This window comes from Shewanella sp. SM20, from assembly GCF_025654545.1.
Classification (GTDB): domain Bacteria; phylum Pseudomonadota; class Gammaproteobacteria; order Enterobacterales; family Shewanellaceae; genus Shewanella; species Shewanella oncorhynchi.
In genome coordinates this window covers 115,013-136,675 of the sequence record NZ_JAKKRK010000003.1, presented here as the reverse complement: position 1 = coordinate 136,675, position 21,663 = coordinate 115,013, and the positions used below count along the sequence as shown (strand labels likewise).

18 protein-coding genes and 1 riboswitch are annotated in these 21,663 nt (G+C 43.9%); of the genes, 6 read left to right on the top strand and 12 right to left on the bottom strand.

What is annotated here, in order from left to right:
* Window positions 1-57: 57 nt before the first annotated feature.
* Window positions 58-612 carry a TMEM165/GDT1 family protein gene (locus tag L5M18_RS02525; RefSeq protein WP_106651452.1) on the bottom strand — a complete coding sequence of 185 codons (555 nt, stop codon included), beginning with the start codon at window positions 610-612 and terminating at the stop codon, window positions 58-60.
* A 410-nt stretch (window positions 613-1,022) separates the two neighbouring features.
* Window positions 1,023-1,122: riboswitch (cyclic di-GMP riboswitch) on the top strand.
* Between the two features lie 123 nt (window positions 1,123-1,245).
* Here L5M18_RS02525 and gbpA point away from each other — a divergent pair.
* The 3 genes from gbpA (at window position 1,246) to L5M18_RS02510 (ending at window position 6,854) form a co-directional block, all read left to right on the top strand.
* A complete protein-coding gene (gene gbpA / locus L5M18_RS02520) occupies window positions 1,246-2,691 on the top strand; it encodes an N-acetylglucosamine-binding protein GbpA (protein ID WP_263195868.1) in 1,446 nt (481 codons plus the stop codon).
* Between the two features lie 561 nt (window positions 2,692-3,252).
* The gene (locus L5M18_RS02515; RefSeq protein WP_173248682.1) at window positions 3,253-4,428 is read left to right on the top strand and encodes an aromatic amino acid transport family protein; all 1,176 of its coding nucleotides are present in this window, start codon (window positions 3,253-3,255) and stop codon (window positions 4,426-4,428) included.
* A gap of 269 nt (window positions 4,429-4,697) precedes the next feature.
* Window positions 4,698-6,854 (top strand): S46 family peptidase, encoded by a 2,157-nt coding sequence (locus L5M18_RS02510; RefSeq protein ID WP_263195867.1) that lies wholly within the window; start codon window positions 4,698-4,700, stop codon window positions 6,852-6,854.
* Window positions 6,855-7,221: 367 nt separating this feature from the next.
* On the opposite strand, the gene L5M18_RS02505 is transcribed toward L5M18_RS02510, so the two are convergent.
* From L5M18_RS02505 to L5M18_RS02490, 4 genes are all read right to left on the bottom strand, one after another.
* Window positions 7,222-7,461, bottom strand: coding sequence for a hypothetical protein (locus tag L5M18_RS02505; RefSeq protein ID WP_263195866.1), 240 nt, complete (start codon window positions 7,459-7,461; stop codon window positions 7,222-7,224).
* A complete protein-coding gene (locus L5M18_RS02500) occupies window positions 7,442-7,699 on the bottom strand; it encodes a hypothetical protein (protein ID WP_263195865.1) in 258 nt (85 codons plus the stop codon). The genes L5M18_RS02505 and L5M18_RS02500 overlap by 20 nt, the downstream gene beginning before the upstream one ends.
* A 14-nt stretch (window positions 7,700-7,713) precedes the next feature.
* The gene (locus tag L5M18_RS02495) at window positions 7,714-8,595 is read right to left on the bottom strand and encodes an Imm49 family immunity protein (protein WP_012588422.1); all 882 of its coding nucleotides are present in this window, start codon (window positions 8,593-8,595) and stop codon (window positions 7,714-7,716) included.
* A gap of 108 nt (window positions 8,596-8,703) precedes the next feature.
* Window positions 8,704-9,432: a 23S rRNA pseudouridine(2604) synthase RluF gene (locus L5M18_RS02490; RefSeq protein ID WP_263195864.1), complete on the bottom strand. Its 729-nt coding sequence runs from the start codon at window positions 9,430-9,432 to the stop codon at window positions 8,704-8,706.
* Between the two features lie 705 nt (window positions 9,433-10,137).
* Between L5M18_RS02490 and L5M18_RS02485 the strand changes: the two genes are divergently transcribed.
* Window positions 10,138-10,269, top strand: a complete 132-nt coding sequence (locus tag L5M18_RS02485; protein ID WP_263195863.1) for a hypothetical protein — start codon at window positions 10,138-10,140, stop codon at window positions 10,267-10,269.
* A gap of 51 nt (window positions 10,270-10,320) precedes the next feature.
* Here the strand turns inward: L5M18_RS02485 and L5M18_RS02480 are convergent, their stop codons facing one another.
* Complete coding sequence (locus tag L5M18_RS02480; RefSeq protein ID WP_105250033.1) at window positions 10,321-11,652, bottom strand: Na+/H+ antiporter NhaC family protein; 1,332 nt, start codon at window positions 11,650-11,652, stop codon at window positions 10,321-10,323.
* Window positions 11,653-12,375: 723 nt separating this feature from the next.
* Here L5M18_RS02480 and L5M18_RS02475 point away from each other — a divergent pair.
* Window positions 12,376-13,221, top strand: a complete 846-nt coding sequence (locus tag L5M18_RS02475; RefSeq protein ID WP_263195862.1) for an FAD:protein FMN transferase — start codon at window positions 12,376-12,378, stop codon at window positions 13,219-13,221.
* 281 nt (window positions 13,222-13,502) lie between these two features.
* On the opposite strand, the gene L5M18_RS02470 is transcribed toward L5M18_RS02475, so the two are convergent.
* Window positions 13,503-15,134: a methyl-accepting chemotaxis protein gene (locus L5M18_RS02470; protein ID WP_263195861.1), complete on the bottom strand. Its 1,632-nt coding sequence runs from the start codon at window positions 15,132-15,134 to the stop codon at window positions 13,503-13,505.
* Between the two features lie 153 nt (window positions 15,135-15,287).
* The gene (locus L5M18_RS02465) at window positions 15,288-16,178 is read right to left on the bottom strand and encodes a DMT family transporter (RefSeq protein ID WP_263195860.1); all 891 of its coding nucleotides are present in this window, start codon (window positions 16,176-16,178) and stop codon (window positions 15,288-15,290) included.
* 212 nt (window positions 16,179-16,390) lie between these two features.
* On the opposite strand from L5M18_RS02465, the gene L5M18_RS02460 reads away from it, so the two are divergent.
* Window positions 16,391-17,167 carry an AraC family transcriptional regulator gene (locus L5M18_RS02460; protein ID WP_263195859.1) on the top strand — a complete coding sequence of 259 codons (777 nt, stop codon included), beginning with the start codon at window positions 16,391-16,393 and terminating at the stop codon, window positions 17,165-17,167.
* Between the two features lie 777 nt (window positions 17,168-17,944).
* On the opposite strand, the gene L5M18_RS02455 is transcribed toward L5M18_RS02460, so the two are convergent.
* The 4 genes from L5M18_RS02455 to L5M18_RS02440 all read right to left on the bottom strand — a co-directional run bounded on the left by L5M18_RS02455 (window position 17,945) and on the right by L5M18_RS02440 (window position 21,614).
* A complete protein-coding gene (locus tag L5M18_RS02455) occupies window positions 17,945-18,349 on the bottom strand; it encodes a GreA/GreB family elongation factor (RefSeq protein ID WP_028759523.1) in 405 nt (134 codons plus the stop codon).
* Window positions 18,350-18,972: 623 nt separating this feature from the next.
* Window positions 18,973-19,107: a DUF2474 domain-containing protein gene (locus L5M18_RS02450; protein ID WP_105250029.1), complete on the bottom strand. Its 135-nt coding sequence runs from the start codon at window positions 19,105-19,107 to the stop codon at window positions 18,973-18,975.
* A gap of 104 nt (window positions 19,108-19,211) precedes the next feature.
* A complete protein-coding gene (gene cydB / locus L5M18_RS02445; protein ID WP_263195858.1) occupies window positions 19,212-20,219 on the bottom strand; it encodes a cytochrome d ubiquinol oxidase subunit II in 1,008 nt (335 codons plus the stop codon).
* A gap of 60 nt (window positions 20,220-20,279) precedes the next feature.
* A complete protein-coding gene (locus L5M18_RS02440; protein ID WP_263195857.1) occupies window positions 20,280-21,614 on the bottom strand; it encodes a cytochrome ubiquinol oxidase subunit I in 1,335 nt (444 codons plus the stop codon).
* Between the last annotated feature and the right edge of the window lie 49 nt (window positions 21,615-21,663).

The window sequence follows — 21,663 nt, the reverse complement described above, 5'->3', positions numbered from 1 at the left end:
TCAATGATCAATGATCAATGATCAATGATCAATGATCAATGATCAATGATCAATGATCTAGAACAGTAGTGTTGCTACGCCTAAGAGTGCGAACAATACGGCGCAGCCACGGTGTATCCACAACATAGGTAATTTTTCGGCGCTGAAGTGGCCTGCGATTACTACGGGTACGTTAGCAAGCAGCATGCCTAAGGTTGTGCCTGCAACCACCATAGTTAATGAATCGTATTTTGCGGCTAATACCACAGTTGCGATTTGTGTTTTATCCCCCATTTCGGCGATAAAAAACAGGATAAAGGTGGCGAGAAAGGGGCCCATTTTATAGAAACGGCTCTCTTCTGCATCGACTTTATCGGGGATTAACACCCAAAGAGCGATTGCAAAGAAGGACGCAGCCACTAAATAACGTGCCAGATCTGGGCTTACCCAGTTAATCGCCCATTGGCCAATCCAAGCTGCGGCAAAATGGTTAAATAATGTCGACAGCAAAATACCTAAAATAATGGCGGTTTTATTTTTAAATCTTGCGGCGAGGATTAGTGCAAGTAATTGAGTTTTATCACCAATTTCGGCGATAGCAACCGTAAAGGTTGAGGCAAGTAGGGCTTCCAAGTGTGATCCTTTAGGGGTGGTTATGACATAAGCACAATAAACCGTCCACCCCTAGGTGCAGTCATTGTGCTCAGGTCTTGCTGGGCAAATCTATGATTTGCTGTGAACACCATGGCATGTTGCCAAGTATGTTGATGTTCACCCTAGATGACGATGGCTCGAAATCCAGTTAGCTACTCCCCCGAAGCGAGGTGGGCATTATACCTAGGTAAGATTTAGTTTCAAGCACGAGTTTATAACAGTAGGTACTGATAAATGTTTGACGGGTGTCAGAAAAATACCGATTCACATTCTGTAACCTAATGAATATAAATGAATTATTTTTTGACAACGTTGTCTTTTGTTGCTAATTTAGCCAAGTCATTTCTACTTGGTTACATACTGTTAACTCGTAGTGACTCAATGATAACGACTGTATTTGGCAAACTAATTGAAAAGTTAGGACGCAAAGCTTCCGGTCTAAGGTTGTAAATGGATTTTTTAGTGAACTAAGATAGCGGAGTTGCCGCAGAATTCGATTTCTGTGAAAGATAAACGACTGCTGTTTAATGCTGTTGTTTGCCCAAATACCACTTTTATATCTAAGCCTATCATTATGTTTAGGATGATAGGCAATCAATGGAGTGCATTAAAGTGGCAAATCCTACTGTTTTTTCCCCTATTTCTAAATTGAGTTTATTGGCCGCGGCAGTAATGGCGACGAATGCGTTTGTGAGTATCTCTGCGCAGGCGCACGGTTATGTTGTGGCACCTGAATCGCGTTCATATGCCTGTAAAACAGGTAAAAATGCCAATTGTGGTGCGGTGCAATGGGAGCCACAAAGTGTTGAGGGGCCATCGGGTTTTCCTGAATCAGGTCCTGCTGATGGCAAACTGGCGAGTGCTGGCAATGGTGCTTTTTCACCTTTGGATGAACAAAGCCCGAGCCGTTGGGCAAAGACGGATATTAAAGCGGGCTGGAATAAATTCAGTTGGCAGTTCACAGCAAATCATGTCACCCGTAATTGGCGTTACTATTTAACTCGCCAAGATTGGAACCCAAACCAAGCTTTGAGCCGAACGAGCTTTGACTTAGCTCCCTTTTGCGTAGTTGATGGTGGCATGGAACAGCCGCCTAAGTTAGTGACCCATGACTGTTACGTGCCAGAAGGTCGCAGTGGTTATCAAGTGATCTTGGCCGTGTGGGAAGTGGGAGATACGACGAATAGTTTCTACAATGCTATCGATGTGAACTTGGGCTCGGGTCCTGTTGTGCCGAGTGAATGGCAAGATGTGGGGGATATCAATCCGTCACTCAATCTAAAAGCAGGCGATAAAGTGATGACCCGGGTGTTTGACGCCAATGGTGAGCAAACGGCTAAGCAAACAGTCATTACCATTAGCGATGCGACTCAAGGTGATAAACAAAATTGGCCTTTCCTATTAGCAAGTGCGATTAATGCTCAGCAGTCCCAGTTAAAAGCGGGACAAAAAAATGCATCGGGTGTGATTGAGCCTGTGTATGGCAAAAATGACATTTTTACAGCGAAAAACTCAGGTATTGAGCGTGTCGAAGTCGGATTTGATTTAGCTCCTGCTCCGGGCAACAGCTTAGAAGTCACTTCACTTGCTGACGATTATCAAATTATCGATGGTGCGGCGAAGGTCAGCTTTGATGTAACCAGTAACGCTGAGATGCTAGTGTCAGCGTATTTGTTTAGCCATGATGGCACCGCGTCAGGTTTTGTGAGCCAAACTGTTAACAATACCAGCGCGAGCTTAGTGTTAGACGTCGTTGAGCCTAAAGCTGGGCATTATCATTTGCAGGTAAAAGCTGAGCCTAAACAAGGTGATGTTATTCAGCAGAACTTTGATCTCTTCTTAAAGGATCAAGCTCCTGCACCAGAAGCTGATTTTGTATTCCCAGCAGGCGTGAAAGGTTACGTTGCAGGTACTACAGTGTTACAGCCTAAAAATGGCAAAGTGTATCAATGTAAGCCATTCCCTTATAGCGGCTATTGCGTGCAGTGGTCGGCTTCTGCCACAGGATTTGAGCCAGGTGTTGGCGCTTCTTGGGCTATGGCGTGGACTGAGCTGTAAATTAACTTTTTGAGCTAACCTAGCTTCAAAAAGGTATCATTGGGCTTAAACATATCCGTGTGTTTAAGCCCTTTTTGTCTGCATCGGATGGAAAAAGACCGGCTTTATTTTGATTCGAGCCTAATACAAGATTACAGGTATTCTCAACAAAGGTAGCGATTTTGTTGGCTTGTATATTTTCGTTTATCACAGCACTATTAAGTTGTTACCGTACCGTTTGCTACCCTTCTTTGTTCACAACTGGCTTGCCCACTGGGTTTGGCTCTGTTAATGTCCCAAACTATCTATTTAATCGATGCTTATATCGGTACATTAATTTGGGCTATCACAATTGAAAGTCATGCCATTTTTCAATAATCGATTTAGTTAGCCTCAATGGCTACTGGGTTGAAACATTCAAAAGCTATTGGGGCCAATTGATCTGCTAGGTCGAGATCTGATTGGATGCTTTAAGTGATGTGTCGCTTATTTCGATTTAAGACGCAAGGCTTTATCGGTTCAAATCTTACTCAAATAAAATAATAATTAATTATTGAACAGGACTATTGTGTGAATTCAAAAATGTTAGGCTCGATCGCCATCGTTGCCGGGACGGCCATTGGCGCAGGTATGTTAGCGTTACCTTTAGCCACAGCGGCTTTAGGTATTATCCCTGCTTTAGTGTTACTCGTCGTTATTTGGGGCGTGTCCGCCTATACCTCATTACTTATGCTCGAAATTAACTTACGCACTGGCGTGGGGGATAACGTGCATGCTATTACGGGTAAGTTACTGGGTAAAAAAGGTCAAATAATTCAAGGTGCTTCTTTCCTGAGTTTATTATTTGCCTTGACCGCGGCTTATCTCACCGGTGGGTCATCGCTATTAGTGCTTAAAGCGAAGAACATGTTCGATATCGTGCTCGATAATCAAGTCGCAGTGTTGTTATTTACACTCGTGCTCGGTGGCTTTGCGGCGCTAGGTGTTGCTTGGGTCGATAAAGTTTCACGTTTCCTATTTTCGTTAATGATTCTATTGCTCGTGGTGGTGGTATTATTTTTATTGCCCGAAGTCAGTATTGCTAGCATGGCAACGGGTGCGATTGCCGAGTCGATGACCAGCAATTGGATGGCGGCAATTCCCGTGGTGTTTACTTCGTTTGGTTTCCACGTCTGTATCGCCACCTTAGTGCGTTATCTTGATGGCGATGCGGTATCACTGCGTAAGGTGTTGTTAATCGGCTCGACTATCCCACTTGCTTGTTATGTTCTGTGGTTATTGGTGACTTTAGGCACAGTAGGCGGATATGAGGTGAATAGTTTTGAAGGTTCACTACCTTCACTCGTCACGGCATTACAGGATATTGCTCATACGCCTTGGATCAGCAAATGTATTTCATTATTCGCTGATTTAGCCTTAGTGACCTCATTCCTCGGTGTGACCTTAAGTTTATATGACTTTATCGCCGAATTAACTCGCGCCAAAGAAACGTTTGCCGGCCGTATTCAAACTTGGTTACTGACCTTTATTCCGCCTGTTTTGTGTGCCTTGTATTTGCCTGAAGGCTTTGTGGCGGTACTGGGATTTGCAGCCGTACCATTGGTCGTGATGATCATCTTCTTGCCAATTGTTATGGCACTGCGTCAACGTCAGTCGCAGCTTGGGGGTTATCAAGTGTCTGGCGGATCTGTTGCGTTAGTTATTGCAGGCTTGTTAGGTGCCGTGATTGTGGGTGCCCAACTATTTGTTGGGATCTAATTCATTGCGATAGATGAGGGCTTTTTAGCGAATACATCTGGGTAACTTTGATTAAATGTATTTGCTTTGTAAGCGAGTTTTTCAGAGTCTGTTATAGAGAGTGTCGCATGTGATAAAGTCAGGCCCCGGCCTGACTTTTTGCTTTTTAGGTTTTAAAGCGAGTGATGCTGGGTTTTAGCACAGTTATTTAAAATTAAAACAACGCTATTAAAACGAGAAAATGGCCCAGCTTGCGCGTGGCTTCATTCACATAAAACGGACTTAACACAATGAAAAAATGGTTACTCACAGTTGCCGTGGCCGCTAGTTTTGGCGCACAGGCTGACGAAGGTATGTGGCAGCCCCATCAACTGCCTGCAATGGCTGATGAGCTAAAAGCAAAAGGCCTTGAAATTGATGCAAAATCGATTTCTAAACTCACCGAATTCCCGATGAATGCCGTGATAAGCCTTGGCGGTTGCACTGCATCATTTGTATCGCCAAAGGGCCTAGTCGTGACTAACCATCACTGTGCCTATGGGGCAATTCAATACAATTCCACTCCTGAGAAAAATCTGCTGCAGGATGGTTTTTTAGCTAAGACCTTCGCCGATGAATTACCTGCGACCCCTGGCTCACGTGTCTATGTGACTGAAGATGTCACTAATGTCACTGAGCGAGTTAAAAACGGGCTTGAAGGTAAAGTGGGTAGCGCCTTCTATCAAGGCGTTGAAAGCCAAGAGAAAGCCTTAGTTGCTGAATGTGAAAAAGAAGATGGTTACCGTTGCCAAGTGTATAGCTTTCACGGTGGTCTCGAATATTATCTGGTTAAGCAATTGGAAATCCGTGATGTGCGTTTAGTCTATAACCCAGCCGCGAGCGTGGGTAAATACGGCGGCGATGTAGACAACTGGATGTGGCCACGTCACACAGGCGATTTTTCTTTCTACCGTGCTTATGTATCTAAAGCAGGTAAACCAGCAGAATTTAGTGCTGACAACGTGCCTTATGAGCCAAAAAGTTTCTTAAAAGTATCGGCTAAAGGCGTGAGTGAGGGTGATTTTGTGATGGTTGCAGGCTACCCAGGTCGCACCAACAGATACCGCACAGCCACTGAAGTTCAAAATGAGTTTGAGTGGGCTTATCCCGAAGGCAAAATGCTGCGTGAACGCTTTATAGAGATCATTAAAGAAACCGCGGCAGAGGGCAGCGACGAGCGGATTAAGTACGAGAGTCAAATCGCAGGTCTGGCCAATTACGCGAAAAACTTCACTTCGATGATCGAGTTTTACGGCAAATCGACCATGTTGGCCGACCGTAAAGCCCTCGAAGCTAAGCTTGCTGCGTGGATAGCCAAAGACAGCAGTCGTGAAGCGAAATACGGTAAAACCTTAGCGGAATTAGATGCCTTGATTGCCAAAGGCAAAACGCATCAAGAGCGTGACATGATCTTAAGCTACATAGGCAGCACGACTATGTTGCCGACGGCGCGCAGCTTATATCGCCTCGCGAACGAGAAACAACTGCCAGATATGCAGCGTGAACCGGGCTTCCAAGATCGTGATATGACACGTCTAAAAGCCAGCATGGAGCGTATTGACCGTCGTTATGCGCCAAGCGTTGATAAAGCGGTATTGCTCGACATGCTAAAACGCTACGCCGCACTGCCAGAAGATCAGCGCCTACCCGCATTGGATAAAGCCTTTGGTATCGATAAAAAGTTTAGTGAAGCTAAGCTTTCGAAAACCTTAGATAAAATGTACGCCAAAACTGAGTTAGGTAAGAAAGATGTTCGTCTGGCGTGGATGGACAAATCCGTTGCCGATTTTAAAGCCTCTAAAGATCCTTTCATTCAATTCGCTGTCGCTATGTATGACACAGATATGGCCGAAGAAAAGAAAGAAAAAGAATTAGCGGGTGAACTAATGAAGGTGCGTCCGCAATATATGGATGCCATTATTGCCTATAACCTAGAGCAAGGTAAGCCAGTGTATGCCGATGCTAACTCAAGCTTACGTGTCACAGTTGGCCATGTGAAAGGTTATTCGCCAAAAGACGGTTTAGTGGCCGTGCCATTCACTCGCCTTGAAGGCATAGTGCAAAAGGACACGGGTGTTGACCCATTCGATGCACCGAAGAAAGAGTTAGAGCTGATTAAGCAGAAGCAATATGGTGATTTCTATATGAAATCAATAGATTCTGTACCAGTAAACTTTTTATCAACTTTAGATACTACTGGCGGAAATTCTGGCTCACCGACCTTAAACGGCCGTGCTGAACTCGTCGGCCTATTGTTCGACGGTGTGTATGAAAGTATTATCGGCGGTTGGGCATTTGATAATGAAATTAACCGTTCTATTCATGTCGACAGCCGTTATATGCTGTGGGTCATGAAGTATTTAGATCATGCCGACAATTTATTAGCCGAGATGGAAATCGTTAAGTAATCCATTGCCGCACCAGCAATGGTCCGGCCTAGCGTTATTCGGATTACTGGCATTCAAGCGCTCTTTGAATGCAGCGATAACAAGACAATAAAATAGCGATAAACTCACTGGGTTTATCGCTATTTTTTTGTGGGTGTAATGGCTTGCTGATGGCTGTTGAGATAGCTGCGCTATGGTATTAGCTCACCGACTCGCAGAAAGTCCATCCGTGGAAACCCGTCCATGGGGCGGACGGTCGCCTCACAAATCAGCATGGCTAGCCTATCAGCATTGGTGTGATTATTAGCTTAAAAGATGAGAGCAGAGATTTAACTATGGCAAGTTCTCTAACCTTTCTTTAAGAGATCAATTTATGTCTATATCATTATTATTGAACAGTTAACGGAATAATATTGAGCTTTTTTGTCTCCATATCAATAAATGCAACCGCTAGCGAAATAGAGCCATCTTTTACGTGGCTTTCAATTTTATCCGCAATAGCTAATTGTGTACCAGATAAGCGCAGTGAATACACAACCATATTTAACCAAGGCTTAGAGAATTGCAGAAAAGAACCCATTGACAGCTTATCAAGCTGAATATCACCGTCAGAACCAATAGTTTTCATACCCAATATTAACCAAAAACTGTCCGTTTTTCTCACCTGCTGCAAGCATCTCATTATTATATTCACCTCCAAATCGTCCTGCTAATATCTCAAGGTCTTGCTGTTTTGCAACTGTGACAAATATATCACTACGACGACGAGCATCGGCAGAATATTCATTCATCTGATAACTGATATCAGGCATATCACCATCGGCATTTACTGGTGAATTATTTTTAAAAATATCAAATATGCTCATATAAACTCTCAATATTAGGCAAAGGGTGATGAACCTACAGTAACATCGACTCGTTTATCCACTTCACTCACTGGCGAAAAAGGCGCCATTTGATTCGTAAAAGGCTGAAATAGATCAAAATCAGCTAAAAAATCATATTCATCACGATATGTGGTAAGGGGGGATATTGGCAGCCATTCCATAGGTAAATAGGGACTGTCCAACTGTACCTGATACCCTGCACGCCAAGCCATTTTGGCGTAAATAAAGCCAAACAACGACATTAAATGCTCGGTTAATCCCAGTGCGCCATCAAAATTGCGAACTTTAGCTTTCGGGCCCGTAAGACTGTTTAATACCTGTTCCATGGCAGGTACATCCCCTTTTGCCAGCGCAAGATAAAACTCTTGGTCAATTTGATACTTTGCCATTTTCTGACCCGGTGGGTTGGCTAAAATATATTCAGCACGCTCCCCCAACAAATCCCATTTACCTTGCAGCGCTAAAATCGCTTGGAACGCATGATATTCAGGGCAACCCACACGGTTGCGCACTGCTTTCCCGCCTGTTACTCGGTAAAGAGGAGAGATAAACTGGCTGTGCCAGCTTATTAAAGGCTCATGATCACTTATCAGTGCCATAAAGTGACAAAATGCACCTTGCCACTCGCTGCTAGCCCTCTGAGTATAGAGCCTATCTAACTTAGCCGACGTATAAGCATGTTGGCGAAGTTGCTCTAAATCCCCATCCTTAAACCAAGACAACAAGGATTTAGCATAATAGTGAGACTTTAATGCTAATAAGCAACCTTGCCGTGATCCAGTATTCGTCAGAATAAACTCTAGCGCATCATCAATACGCGTATCGACAGTCCAATTAAGTCTATCTATTCCCGTTTCAAAACATATTTTTGACATTATGCTCCGTCTCTTAATAACTATTGTTTCGTTCTAGCGTTATCCTAACAAGTAAAAGGGTTAAACGATTGTCTGCTATTAGCGCAATTTTAAATCCAAACCATCTATTTATTTCATCGCCAGCACTGCTTTTAGCTCTGCAATTTCTGATTCTGTTAATGGCCGCATTTGCCCTTCTTGTAATTCACCCAATGCTAATTTGCGTAAATTCAGTGTCATTATGGCGACGCGCTCAAGATCGATAACGCGATATCCGAGTGCCTTGGACATCCTACGAATTTGTCGATTTAGTCCCTGAGTCAGCACGATTTCAAAGCTGTCCGAACTGAGGCGGCGAACTTGGCAGGGCAGGGCTTGCACATCTTTATAATTCACTCCATTGGCCATTTGCTCAACAAAATCATCTGCGAATGGCCTATCGAGGTGCACATGGTAGGTTTTGCTGTGGGCAAAACTGGGGTGCATCAGTTTATGGGTCAGCTCACCATCGTTAGTTAACAGCAACAGGCCGCGGGAATCCTTATCGAGCCTGCCTACGGGATAGAGTCTTGGTGCTTTGGGAAGTAGGTGTATGAGGCTCGCTTCATCTTGATCAAGTAGACGGCAATCCGTGCCCACTGCTTTGTTAAATACCCAATAGGTGAGCGTTTCGGTTTTAGTGATGGGTTTGCCATCAAACTCAATACGGTCAAGGCAGTTTAATGACTCGTCCAAACAGATGGGATCTGCGTGGCGGGCGATACCGCCATTGAGTGTGATGCGCCCTGCCTCAATCAAACGGCAGGCTTCACGGCGTGAGCCTATGCCACACTGGGCGAGGTATTTTGCTAAGCGCATGGATTACCCTAAAGTATTTGGCGTTCTTGGGCGCGATGATACAGTATTTTTGATAGGCGCCGCATTGCAAAGGCTAGGCTTAAACACCAAATAATACTCAAGTTAGTTTGGAGCCACATATTGGCTGAAACAGTACAAAAGTGTGTTTGGGGCACACAGGGAGGGAAATCCAATATGGTCCAATCTAATTGCAGGGTTAAACTCACTGCACTACAAAAGCTGATCAGGCTCAAATAGAACAGTGGCTTTGGGCAAATAAACCGAGGCACTATCCCCGCTATAATCACAAGGCTGTGTAAGATGAGGGTGCTTAATAGATAACTCGTTGAAACTATTCTGTGTATGCTCAAAAAATTAATGGGGAATATTCCCATCAAAATCACAGAGACTCCTACCCAAGCACCTGTAAGTGCGATGCATTGGCTAAACGTATCTAGTTTTAGTAAGTAGAGCCCGGTCATTGAAATGAGTATGCAGAGCCCCGCAGCTAATAAGCTTAAATTAAACACATAAGCGAGGGGGGAGTTGATATAGTTACCTAAAAAATCAGCTCGTATTTGTAAGACTTGAACTCCAACGTTTTGATATTCAGCATAAATAGCAATTAAAACTCCAGAAGCACTAATAAAGGCTGCGCCTACAATCAACCATGTAATAAGACGATGTAGATCGTAATAACTTGGTTCTTGGTGATAAAGAGGATTCATGGAGACTAAAAATATGCTGATGGGATATGACCACATTGAATGCGGTAACTTGCCTGAATTGTTTAATGAAGGCAAGCGAGTTAATGCTTTTTCGCCAAAAGAGGGCTTTAAAATGACAAGGAACGCCTAGTGCGTCCCTTGTCATAAACGTTAGATTCTACTCATGCGACTCAAATATCATTTAGTGTCGTTTGCGGAAAATTACAATCGCAACAGCCACTACGGCTAAAATCATACAGTACCAAGCGTGTGATACCGCTGCTAATGGCGTGATGCTAAAGGTCGAAGCAATTAAGAGTGCCTGTGCACCATACGGGATCAAACCTTGGATAATACAGGCGAAAATATCGAGTATGCTGGCGGCACGTTTTGGACTCACGCCATGTTTCTCTGCTAAGTCTTTTGCAATATCACCCGTCACCACGATAGAAACTGTGTTGTTAGCCACACAAGAGTTAGTCACTGCGACTATACCTGCCATGCCTAGCTCAGCAGCGCGGCATGAAGCTTCACCTTGCGCCTTGGAGAAACGAGTGATCAGCTTTTCAATCTGTTTACTCACAAAGGCGAGACCACCTTGCTGCTGCATGAGTGCGGCTAAACCACCCACTAGCATAGATAGAATGAAAATCTCCTGCATATTGCTAAAGCCAGCATAAATATCTTTACCGAATTGGATCACGCCGTAATCCATAGTAAACAGGCCGGTTGCGCCCGCTAATAAGATACCTAAGGTCAAGACCACAAATACGTTCAGACCTGCTACAGCTAAGATCAAAATGGTCAGATAAGGAATGACCTTAATAAGATCGATATTCTGCGTTGCTAATTCTGCTTGGCCTTGTCCGGCAAATACAAAGGCGATTAAAGTTAGCAGTGATGCGGGAATAGCGAAAATCAAATTTTCACGAAATTTATCTTTCATATCACAGCCTTGGGTGCGCGTAGCTGCAATAGTGGTATCGGAAATAATCGACAAGTTGTCACCAAATAGAGCGCCAGACATCACGGCTCCCGCCATCAGTGCATAGTCGATTTGCGCTTGGTCGGCTACGCCTAGAGCGATTGGAGCGACAGCCGCGATTGTCCCCATAGAGGTTCCCATGGCCGTTGCGATAAAAGCGGCAATCACGAAGAAACCAGGTAGTAACAGGTTCGATGGGATTAACGATAAACCAAGAGCAACAGTAGCATCGACGCCGCCAGTGGCTTTAGCGACTGCAGCGAAGGCGCCTGCAAGTAAGTAAATTAAACACATAGCAATAATATTGCTGTGACCAATACCGCCAATAAAGGTATCAATCGATTGATTTAATTTCTGTTTTGATAAAATCAACGCCAGAATGATTGCAGGTAAAATAGCGATAACGCTGGGTAATTGATAGAAGGCAAAGTCGACACCTTGGCTTTGGAAATACACACCCGCGCCAATGAAAAGACCAAGGAAAACAAATAATGGCAACAGGGCAATAAAAGATGCCGGGCTGTGCTGTGCTGCTGTTGGATTGCTCAAATGTTATCTCTCTTTCGCTTAGGGTTTTTCCGCAGGATCCTTGGCAGTCAAACTCGCTTAAATTCAGTGTTGCCGCGGCATCGTATCCTAGCAACTTGAGGCAAAGCATATTTGATCCCTGATAACCTGTCAATTTAGACGTCTAGATGTTTTTACTTCCGTTGTGATCGCTAGGTTATTAATAGGTTGTATAAGATGAAAATTAGTCTTTATTTTAATTACTAATCAATATTTTACCTGTTTTCATTTAGATTGAGTTAGAGGGTTTATATCTGATTTAGAGTGTATTTCAACTGAATGGAATAGCGTAAAATTTAAGCGGATGACTGGTGTGATGGAGTAAGCTGGCTATTTATCGCTCCATTTAGTGTGAGTTGTTGGTGGGTAAGCCAGCATAAATAACGTAAATTATGAGTGGCATTAATCAATAGGGCTCATTTGGGGACGTATTGACTTAATTCGCTTGTGCAGCGTTGTGATAGCCATGATACGTCAAATAACTTTAATAAAACCTTAATAAGCAATCTATTGTTTTTAAATGTAAAACAGTTTCAAGCATCTAAAATCCCCATAAAAACTAATGGCAACAATTTGTATTGAAGTAGAGACTTTAATAGAATCCGCACAAATTATGTTAATTACTCTTAGTGCTTTGTTTAAATTTAACTGGATGAAGCGTTTATTGCTGATCCCTCAGATCTTCCTACCACAGTGGGTATTATCATGATACGTCGCGCTAAGCCATTACTCGGAACGCTGGTGGAAATCGCTGCCGAGTCACTGCCAAATCAAAGCGGTGAGGTACAACTTAAAGATAAAGCATTGGAAGCGGCTATTAGCGCGGCTTTTTCGCGTGTGACCCATATTGGGCGGTTGCTGAGCTTCCATCAACAGGACAGCGAGTTAAATCAGTTAAATCGGCAGCCTGGAATTTGGGTAACGTTAAGCCAAGATAGTTTACGAGTGCTCAAGTTGGCTAAGGGGCTGGGTAAGGCGAGCAACAACTTATTCAATTGTACCGTTGGCGGCGAAATGATGTCTCGCGGCGCTTTGCCTGCTTACCTTGGTATGCCATTGTTATTGCAAGGTGACTGGCAAGATATTGAAATAAAAGGTAATCAAGCGCGATTAGCTAGACCGCTAATTTTAACCTTAGATGGTATAGCTAAAGGTTATGCGGTTGATATGGCAGTGAGTGAGCTGCGTCGCGCTGGCGTGAGCGGAGGTTGGGTCAATGCGGGTGGCGATTTAAAAGTTTTTGGCAGTGCATCTTTAAATGTAGTGTGCCGCGGTCCATTAGGAGCGAGCCAAAAGCTCTGCGTTAGCAATATGGCGCTCGCCAGCTCACGGGTCTCACAAACCTTAAGTCATGATTATCCTGCACTATTACTGCCAACTGGCAATGTTGCCGATACGAACGTCGATGTTGAAAGCGAGCGTATTGTTAGTGTGAGATCCTCTTTTGCTTGGCGCGCCGATGCGTTAACGAAAGTCGCAGGCTATCTTAATCCCGACTTGGCCGCTGAAAAAATTGCTCATTTGGGTGGGCAATTAGTCAGTTTTGATTGATGTATCTTTTGGTTGTTTTACAGCTTTTGCAGATGATTGAATTAGAAATTCAATCATTACTGTGAGTTAACATTAAGCTGTTAGTACTGTTATTCGCACTTTAACGGGTGAATCGATACAACTTGGGTTTCGTTACCGTTATTTGCAACTTGCATACGGTTGTGGGCTTTTATTGTCTTCAAGCTTTGCTTGGTATTATTTCCATTAAAAAGAGTGCCTACATTGGGCACTCTTTTCGTTTCAATAGCTTATCGCTAACCATGTGTCGTTAGTCATTTATCTTAAGCGACTTTAAATCGCGCAACTTCTTTTTGTAGGTTGCTGCAAATGGCTTTAGTGTTGACGACTATTTGCTGCGTTTCTTGGATCACTAAGTTGCAGTATCTTGTTTTATCGGATAATTCGGTCAAGTTACGATTAATTTCTTCGGTCACATGGGTTTGCTCTTCGGTCGCAGTCGCCGTTTGAGTGGACATCTCACTGACCTTAGAGGTGGAGTTTAAAATCTCATCTAATGCATTTTGGGTCTGGCTGGCGAGGGTCACGGTTGATGTGGTCAGGCTAGCTCCCGATTCAATGCTTTTAACCGCATCATTTACTCCGCGTTGCAACTCTTCAATCATGCGCTGAATATCTTGGGTTGAGGTTTCGGTACGACTCGCTAGTGTACGTACTTCATCGGCAACTACGGCAAAGCCACGGCCCTGTTCGCCAGCGCGCGCCGCTTCAATGGCCGCGTTAAGGGCAAGGAGGTTAGTTTGCTCAGCGATTGAGCGGATCACATCAAGCACTGAGGCAATATTGGCAGAATTGACTGAAAGTTTTTCAATAACAGTCACGGCATTTTTAACTGATTCAGACAGTTGCTGAATATGATTAACGGACTGGGCGAGGATATTCTTACCCTCTACTGTTTGGTCATTCACCTTAGTGATTTCGGTGGCAGTATGAAGAGCGTTACTGGCGACTTCTCTTACGGCTGCACTCATTTCATTTACTGCTGTGACAATGGTATCGACAAACTGCTCTTGTTCATGGCTGATGTTGATTGTGGTGGCTGACTTAGTTGCAAGGCTTTCAACGGTTTGGCTCACATCTTTAGTTTGACCAATAATCGAGATGACCATTTGCTGTAGCTGCTCTACAAATAAGTTAAATGCATGGGCGAGCTCGCCGATTTCATCCTGACGTGTGATAGGGATCCTTTGGGTTAAGTTACCGTCACCATCGACAATGTCATTGATCCTGCTAGTGATATCTTCAATTGCATTGACTATGATTTTAGGTCCGAAGTAGGCAATCAACAGCGCCACAATGGCGACTAAGCTCGCTATCGTTAAGGATATTTGGGTTTGGGTGGTTGCCTGTTCCGTTGCTTGTAAATCTAGCTCTTTTACTCTGTTATCGGCGGCTTCGCCCGCGGCATTGTAGATATCTCTTAATGCCTTAAATTCTTGCTTGGATTTGGTTTCGTGGAGTTGTTTCGCGCGTTCAAAATCATTACTTTTAACGGCATTAATGACCTCTGATGAGGCTTGATACCAGAGCGAAAACTGCGCCTCAAAGCCATTGGTTGATTGCAGTACTTGCAGGTGATCTGTAAGGATTTTTTTAAATTCTCCCATTCTGTCACGGGCTTGATCGACATTCTCTTGCCAGTTATCAATCTCACTCTTGCGATTATCGGCAGATAATTCTTCCCTGAGTAACACTTCTTCACTTAGCTGCGCTTGATAAAGGTCGCGATCTGCATTGAGAATTGCCGAAATTGCGGGATTAAATAACTGACTAAATTCCTGCATCTGTTTCACAGTAGCACGGCTTTGCATAGCATCGGTGACTGCCATGACAATGAGCGCTGTCGCCATAATGGCAAACATCAGTGAAAACTTAACGCGAATACTGTTAAACATAGGACGATCTCCATTAATAACTTAATAAATAGCTTAGCAGTTATTTATAGAATTGCCTTTGCGTGCAGCAGATTGCGATGGGATTTTGTACGCATTGAAATAAGCGAAACCGCCTTGGTCACAATTACCAAGGCGTTGACGCATTACTTTGGATTATTCAGGACAAGCTAGGGTAGGGATGACTTTAGGCTTAGGTTTTATCTGCACTAGCATGACGCCAATAATGACCATAGAACCGCCAATATAATGATAAATGGCTAAGGTTTCATCTAGGATGATGGCCGCCAGTATCGCCGCAATAATAGGCATTAAATTAAAGAATACGCTGGTGCGATCGGCGCCGAGTTTGCTTATGCCATTGATCCAAGCCCACGGCGCTAAAAGTGAGGCAGCGATAGCAGCGTAAAGTATCAGTGGTGCCGATTGGGCACTGATCGCTATGCTGGGACTCGTATACAGCAGTGGCGTCAGCATGAATACGGCTATGAGTCCTTGAATATAAACAGACTCCCAAGTCGGCAGTGGCAGTTGCCAGCGTTTCAGTAATACACCATAGAGTGCATACACAAAGGCGCTAAAGAGCAACAGTAAATCACCTTGAGTCACGCCGATGGCAAGGTTCATCATATCGCCGTGACTGAGCATAAAAATCAATCCAAATAGCGAGATTAAGGTGCCACCAAAGGCTAACGGTGATAATTTTTGCTTGAGTAATGGCACGGCTAAAAACAGACTGATCATAGGCACGAGAGAGGTGATTAATGCCATATTTGTTGCCGTGGTGGTTGCCGCCGCAAAATAGGCCAGACTTTGGTTAAGCACCATACCTAACAAAGCCAAAGTAGCGAACTTAGGTAACAAAGGTAGTATCACTTGGCGTTTTTGCCAGACGCGACTTGCGACAAAGGGGGTTAACAATAACATAGCGAAAAACCAACGGTAAAATGCTATGGCTTCAGGATCGATAATCCCAAATGAGAGCTTGTTGACTATCGAATTGCCTGCCCAAATTAATACGGCCAACAGGGGGAACAAATACAGCATGGTCTTGCCTTTAGGTACTGGCTAAAGTGACTGACCATAGCTTATGGCTTATCACTTAAGCATCCAGATAATAGATTAGTGGCTATTATCCATGGTCGGTTATGATATAAATATCGCTTATCAGACAAGGTCAGTTCCTCTACGGACAAGCGTAATCTGGGTTAGCGATTTCGTTTGAGTTTTTGGACCACTATAGCTTTGAGGGCATCAAAATGCGCACGGTTTACCATCCGCTCACGGCAGAGCAAGAGCCTGCTGCAGATATCTTCTTCAACTATGAAGCTTTCCTGCCAAATACGGTAACGCCAAAACATCAACATGTTTGGGGGCAACTGCAGTTAATCAGCGGTGGAATTATGGAGTTACATGCTGCAGGGCAACGGTTTTTATCGCCGTCACAATATGCGATTTGGGTTCCTGCGGGGATAGAACATGAAAGTTATACTCGGCGCAGTATTCATTATTGCTCGATGAATATAGTTGCCGACCGGGCTGCGGCTTTTCCCATAGAGACCTGTCTTTTAGCCGTGACATCCATTGCCCAATCGATCGTTAACGATCTGCGGGAACGGCAAGTCACTGTGGCAGAAACTGCGGCGGATAAGCGACTGGTTGAGGTTTTGCTCGATCAGCTGACCTTGGGTAAAGCTCTACCGCAATTTCTGCCCACCGTTTCAGATAAACTGTTACAGCCGTTGTTGCTGGCACTTGAAGCCGACCCTGCGAGTTCGAAAACCTTTAAATCTTGGGCGAGTGAATTACATACCACAGAGCGTACCTTAGCTCGTCGCTGCCAAGAGGTTCTGGGGATGAGTTTTACTGAGCTAAGACAAAGGCATAAGTTTATCTATTCATTACATCTATTACGTCAGGGACTTGCGATCAAAGAAGTGGCATTGACGCTCGGCTATAACCAAACTTCGCCTTATATCGTGATGTTTAAAAAATATGCTCAGTGCTCACCTGAGCAGTATCGCCGCCGATTGTGATTGAGTGGCTGATGGAGCAAGGCTTAATAAAGGCGAGATAATGAGATCCTATGCGAAAGTTGCGCTAGATGATGCACTAAAAATATTGGGGGAAACTGTGAAATAAGATAGGGTGCTAAAGTATTAACACCCTATTTTCGGCCTATTTAAAGAGAGGATTTAAGGTTTTTTACAGAGTTAGATAAGTTAGTCGGAAGCCTTTTGGCGGTTCCGTTTATCTTGACGCTTCTCTTTTAAGGTTTTCATTGGCGGTTTTTTGTTTTTTTCTTTACTCATAGATATAAACTCCAAAGTGAAGGTTACTATCCGAACCCGCGCCGCAAATCGGTTTCGATAGTTGGGCTCAATTTTTTATTTCAGGCTTTAATTGAGACGGTTTATTTATAAAGAGTATAAAAATAAATTTAACGATTGAGGCGCCGTGCTAAACCTCTTAACCCCTTTGCTGTTTACTCTAAAGCGCTGCCATGACTTATACGTAAATAGTTGCAAAGAGTCGTTAATTGTAGTGTTAAACTTATCTAAAGTGTCTCTTTAATAAATATCGCGGCCAGTTAATGACTTCAAAATAACATTCCCTCTTATTATATTTTGTTGAAAATGCCGCTATAAGCCGCCGCTAATAGCGAGTTCAAAGCATGTTGCCACTGAATTGAACATGCTTTATTTTAAAATGCTTACAGCCTAATAATCATATCTTTAAAATTTTATGAAATGTTGTCAAGTAGCAATACTCAATAGCTATTTATTACAAAAAGTATGCCCAAATGATTTTTTCTATACAGACTTTTTAGGTTGTTTTTTCGTTAAACTGACATCTTTAATCATAAACAGAACTGGTTTGCCTAAAATGCTCACCTCTGCCAGTTCGCCCTTTGATAACCCAAGTAAGCTGACGCCTAAATCTGATATGACAGAGAAACGTCCTGCACTGGGTTTATGCCTTGGGGGATACACGAGTTCAATTTGGTACTCTTGTTGATCCTGCAGATTAACTAAGTGAATTTCTCGTCCCACAGTCACTTTATCACTCGTCGTATCATGTTTTAGCTGCTCAAGCTTACTAATCACGCCTGCCAAAGCTGTTGGGCGTAGAGAGGCATTAAAACTGTTTTGTAAATAATAGGTTTCAGTTTTTAGAATAAAATTCTGGAAAAGACCACTAAAAAAAGAATATGCCATTGCCGCCTCTGAAATAACAAAGTTAAAATATAAGCATAGAAATTAAAATGAGTATTACTCTGTGCTTATTTCACAAGAAGTTATAATTCTGCCGAGCGCGAGTGACGCTCGGCTTAGACTGGGAATTTGAGCGAGAGGCGGATTGAGCTTACTGAACTAGATGTGTTAGCTAACACATGGGAAAATAGTGATGAAAATGCAGTGCTAAACATAGTGTTACATCTCCAGTCAAAAGTTGATATTCGATTGATTATTTATTTTTTGTATATCGATTTAGTATATCGGTCTTGCCATTAACTAAATCTTGCCATTAACTAAATAAGTAATTGCTTGGCTGATACCATAGGTCAAGTAAAAATATAAAGCAAGCCTAACTAAGCTAATCTTGCTGAATATACTGATAACAGCAAAGCTAGATTTAACATAGTTTTAACTTTGCTATATTGAGGCTAGTCTTCGTCAATTTAATGCTAGCACTCGTAAAGTAAACTGAGCACTTGTTAATTTGGCTTAACTGAAAGCCAAATTAATTCAACCATTGAATGTTCTAGTGCATTGTCGCTAGATGCTATGGGCACTAACTGAATTAAGCCTTAATATAAGCTTCTAAAGTCAATATTTACTTAGGTTGTTAAGCCCGCACCTTTTAAAAGTATTTTGATACACATAGAGACGAGGAACAGACAGCTTACGCTTGTACACCAAATCAGCACTAACCAGCCGAGTCGATAGGCGAGGGATTTCGTTTGGGTCGTCATGTTGATCTCCTGCATATGTAAAGTCATCTAAGGTGAATCAGCGACCTAAGCCAAGTTAGCTTAGGTCGCGTTTTGGGAAGCCTCTTCTTTTATCTGAGTCATGGCTAGTGATAGCCTGCATCCTTGGTCACTTTGCCGCGGAACACGTAGTAGCTCCAAAAGGTATAAACCAAAATCAGCGGGATGATCATCAGGGCGCCGACGAGCATAAAGCTCAGGCTGCTGTCGGGGGCTGCTGCCTGCCAAAGGCTGATGTTGGGTGGAATAATGTGTGGCCAGATGCTGATCCCTAAGCCACTAAATCCTAAGAAAATCAGCCCTAGAGTGAGTAGGAATGGCTGATAGTTATCATCACGATTTAGGGATTTTATCAAGGCCCAACTGCAGGCTAATACCAGTATTGGCACAGGGGCAAAGTAAAACAAATTCGGTAAACTAAACCAGCGCAGGGCAATATTGGATTGCACAAAAGGCGTCCATAAACTGACTAAACCTATGGTCATCAACAGGCATAAGGTCAGTGCTCTGCCGAGTTGTTGCATGGTCGTTTTAAGCTCGCCTTGGCATTTTTTTACTAACCAAGTTGCGCCGAGCAGAGCATAGGCCAGCATAAGGCCAAATCCACAGAAAAGTGAGAAGGGCGTTAACCAATCGAAACTACCGCCGCTAAATTGTTGGTTACTCACCGAAATGCCGGAGATAAACGCCCCCAGCACTACGCCCTGTGAAAAGGTGGCCGTGATAGAACCGAACATAAACGCTTTATCCCAGAATGGTTTAGCTTCTGCGCCCGACTTAAATCTAAACTCAAATGCCACGCCGCGAAAAATCAATGCCAGCAGCATGATGAGCAGCGGTATGGTTAGTGCTTCGAGCACTATGGCATAGGCGAGGGGAAAGGCACCGAGCAGACTGGCGCCGCCAAGCACTAACCAAGTTTCGTTTCCATCCCAAACGGGGGCGACGGTATTGACCATAATATCCCTGTCGTCCTCGTCGTGAATGAAGGGAAACAGTATGCCGATGCCGAGATCAAAGCCATCCATCACGATATACATTAAGGTGGCAAAAATGATGATCCCGAACCAAATCAAGGGTAGATCGAATTCCATGGTGAGCCCTTAAATATGTTTAAGATTGAATAAGTAAAACTAGATTCATTTACTTTAAAATTAATGGCTTGTTGCCGCGCTATCTGGCCCTTTGCGGATGAGTCGCATCATATATCGATAACCAACGCCAAAGATGCCGCAGTAACTGACGATGAAAATCCCTAGGCTGATACTCAGGTGGGTAACGCTGTGGGAAGACACGGCATCCTGAGTGCGCATGAACCCTTGGATCACCCAAGGTTGACGGCCAAGTTCGGTAGTGAACCAGCCTGCCAGTGTGGCGAGCAATCCGGCGGGGCCGAGCACGAGTACAAATCGCAGAAAGTGTTTGTTGCTGTAGAGGCTGCCTTTGCGCCTGAGATAAGCACTCCACAGTCCAGCAAAAATCATCAATAAGCCTAAGCCAACCATGAGCCTAAAACTCCAGAACACTAACAACACATTGGGTCTGTCCTCGGCGGGATACTCAGTCAAGGCTGGCACTTGTTTGCTTAAATCATGCTTTAAGATCAGGCTCGCCAGCCCTGGGATTTCGAGACTGAAGTGGTTTTTCTCTGCGTCCATATCAGGAATCGCAAACAAGATAAGCGGTGTGGGTTTGTCACCCTCATTACGCCAATGGCCTTCCATCGCCGCGACTTTTACAGGTTGATATTCAAGGGTATTTAAGCCGTGAAAATCACCAATTACAGCTTGCAGCGGCGCGACAATTAACGCCATCCACATCGCCATAGACAACATCTTGCGGATCGCGGGCGTGTCGTTACCTTTGAGTAAGTGCCAAGCCGCCGATGCGCCCACAAAGAAAGCCGATGAAATAAAGGCCGCCACTGTCATATGGGCTAAACGATAGGGAAATGAAGGGTTAAACACTATCTGAAACCAATCCACTGGAATAACGCGATTGTTCACGATTTCAAAACCTTGGGGCGTCTGCATCCAGCTGTTTGAAGCTAAGATCCAGAAGGTCGAGATAATAGTGCCCGTGGCGACCATACAAGTGGCGAAGAAATGCAGGTTTTTACCTACCTTCTGCTGACCAAATAGCATGACCCCCAGAAAACCCGCTTCGAGGAAGAAGGCGGTGAGGACTTCATAGGTGAGTAGCGGCCCAGTTACGCTGCCCGCGAAGGCGGAAAAAGCACTCCAATGGGTACCAAATTGATAGGCCATCACTATGCCTGAGACCACGCCCATGCCAAAGTTTATGGCAAAAATCTTCGACCAAAATTGATAGAGTTGTTGGTAAACCTCATTCGCTGTTTTCAGCCATAAGCCTTCTAATACTGCTAGATAGGTGGCGAGGCCTATAGTGATGGCAGGGAAAATAATGTGAAAAGAGATGGTAAAAGCAAATTGGATCCTAGCGAGTACTGTGGCATCAAAATCAAACATAATTTCCTCGAGCGATAGGCATTTCTCGTTACAAAGGCATTGATCTAGT